The 1,057-nt window shown below is 75.9% G+C and carries 2 protein-coding genes; both read right to left on the reverse strand.

Going from position 1 to position 1,057, the window contains the following annotated elements; translation table 11 throughout:
* Nucleotides 1-727, reverse strand: a 727-nt coding sequence (locus tag IE312_RS29650) for a reverse transcriptase-like protein (RefSeq protein WP_229900578.1), incomplete at its 3' end; no start/stop codon positions are given.
* Between the two features lie 27 nt (nucleotides 728-754).
* Nucleotides 755-1,057 (reverse strand): zinc ribbon domain-containing protein (locus IE312_RS42375; RefSeq protein ID WP_229900579.1); only part of this gene is annotated, 303 nt, incomplete at its 5' end.

Consider the following 1,057-nt stretch of genomic DNA (forward strand, 5'->3'; position numbering starts at 1 on the left):
CGGCACCCGTCTCGCGCACGGCACCCGCTCCAGGTACGGCACCCGTCTCGCGCACGGCACCCGCTCCAGGTACGGCATCCGTCTCGCGCACCGCTTCCGTCCCGGCCACGGCATCCGCCTCGCGGACGGCCTCCGTCCTGCTGCCGGTCCCGGACGGGGCCGTCGCCGGCGGCACCCGGTCCGCGGTCCGGCCCTCCGCCAGCGCCGCGCGGGCTCTCGCCGCGCCCGCCGCCGCGTCCCCGGGCGGGCCCGACGGCTCCGGTACGGCGGCCGCCGTGTCCCAGGCCGCCCCGGACTCGGACGGGGACCACTGCCGGCCCTTCGCCCCGGCGTCCATCGCCTCGTTCGCCAAGCGGTCCGCGTGCTTGTTCCGCTCGCGCGGGATCCACTCGTACGACACCTGGTCCGGCGGGAAGACCTGCCTCGCCCGAGCGGCCAGGGGCTTCATGTCGGGGTGCTTGATCTTCCAGCGGCCCGACATCTGCTCGACGACCAGCTTGGAGTCCATGCGAACGTGCACCCGCGCGGCGGGGTCGAGGGCGTGGGCGGCGCGGAGGCCGGCCAGGAGGCCGCTGTACTCGGCGACGTTGTTCGTGGCGACGCCGAGGTACTCGGCCGCCGCCGTCAGGGTCTGCCCCGTCGCCGCGTCCCGCACCACGGCGCCGTAACCGGCGGGCCCGGGGTTGCCCCGCGACCCGCCGTCGGCCTCGACGATGAACTCCCGCACCCTCGCCGCCCCTCTGCCTTCCGGCCCCTACAGGCCCGACTCCGCCGTACGCACCAGGATGCGGCGGCAGTTCTCGCAGCGGATCACGGTGTCCGGGGCCGCCGCGCGGATCTCGTTCAGCTCGGTGATGGCGAGCTCCTGCCGGCAGCCCTGGCAGCTGCGGGCGTACAGCTTGGCCGCACCGATGCCGCCCTGCTGCGCGCGCAGCTTGTCGTACAGCTTGAGCAGGTCGGCCGGGACGGACGCGGCGACGACCTCGCGCTCCTTCGTCACCGAGGCCGCCTCGCCGTCGATCTGCTCGAACGCCGCGTCCCGGCGGCCGGTCGCGTC

This window comes from Streptomyces capoamus (assembly GCF_014654935.1).
Classification (GTDB): Bacteria; Actinomycetota; Actinomycetes; order Streptomycetales; family Streptomycetaceae; genus Streptomyces; species Streptomyces capoamus.